The sequence below is a fragment of the Pseudoalteromonas sp. SR44-5 genome (genome assembly GCF_014163675.1).
Lineage (GTDB): Bacteria > Pseudomonadota > Gammaproteobacteria > Enterobacterales > Alteromonadaceae > Pseudoalteromonas > Pseudoalteromonas rhizosphaerae.
In genome coordinates, this window is the sequence record NZ_JACJDT010000128.1 from 1 (window position 1) to 1,118 (window position 1,118).

General features: G+C 38.1%; 1 protein-coding gene. It reads right to left on the reverse strand.

What is annotated here, in order from left to right; genetic code table 11:
- Positions 1 to 991: hypothetical protein (locus tag H5154_RS22785; RefSeq protein WP_182719735.1), on the reverse strand; the 991-nt coding region annotated here is incomplete at its 3' end.
- Positions 992 to 1,118 lie beyond the last annotated feature (127 nt).

Sequence of the window (1,118 nt, forward strand, 5' to 3'; positions counted from 1 at the left end):
AACCACCTACATAAAAAGTAGGCTTGGTAAAGCGATAATGTTTAGGGTATTTTAACGGCACCATAAGAGATACAAACACACGTGAACCACCGCGGGCTGAACCGACATTACGCTCATTTGCACCAAAACAAACAATGTCTTCGTAAGGTAAATAAAACGGTTTTCTAAACAAAGTATGAGGGGTTTTTACAAGCCCGGTATGGCGATTAAAATAAAAATTATCTCGGTGCGATAATATGGCGCGGTGTTTTAAAGTGAAAAAACCCAAACCAAAGAGCGTCACATAGATTGAAGCCATCACCCAGAAATATTCAAACCCGTTCATAAAAATCGCAAAAATATGAAATAAGAAAGTCAATAAAGCCAGGCTCGTACAACCAAAGCCAAGAATAGTAAATAAGTTTGACCATCCTCCAAACCATGAAATAGCAAGTTGTTGCCCATCTCCGCGAACCCAGTGCCCCTCAAGCGTTGAGCCACTATTAGGCGACTTAAGCTCTGCTGCATATTCATCAGTGAAACGCTTACTTTTAAATGTGCGGGTTTTAAACCCGCAGCCATTGAGTGCTTCTGCTTTTCTTAGTCGCGTCTCATAACTGTCTTTATGTAAATAATCTCTTGGCAGTTGTTCTTTATAAGTTTCTCTATCATCAAAGTATTTGCTTCTGTTTTCGGCTCTCCTTTTATTTTCTGCAGCTTTTTCGGGGTTATTTTTTCTAAACTCTTCTAATCGCACCACTGCTTTTTCATCTAACGCCAGTTGTTTGATGGTTTTGTCTTTTGCTCTTGCAGGATCTCGACCAGGATTTTCAGCACACCACTGGTTAATTGCGTTAATACGGTTTTCTCGTTTAATTTTTTTCCGTTCTTCATGAGTTAAACCGTCTTTTTGTTCAGCAAAATAGCGCTCAAGATCCTCATCACTAATAAGGTTATCAATTAAGTCATCAAGTTCGCTTGATTTCTCTGAGCTTTTATCATTACTACTCATTGTTACTCCTTTATTTGCTGTACTTCTTGTAAATTTTTTATAACTTAGCTTTTTATAACTTAACAATGGCTTGGCTGATTACTTGGCCAACGAAATTAAGATGACACCCATCTTAACTATTCAGAGT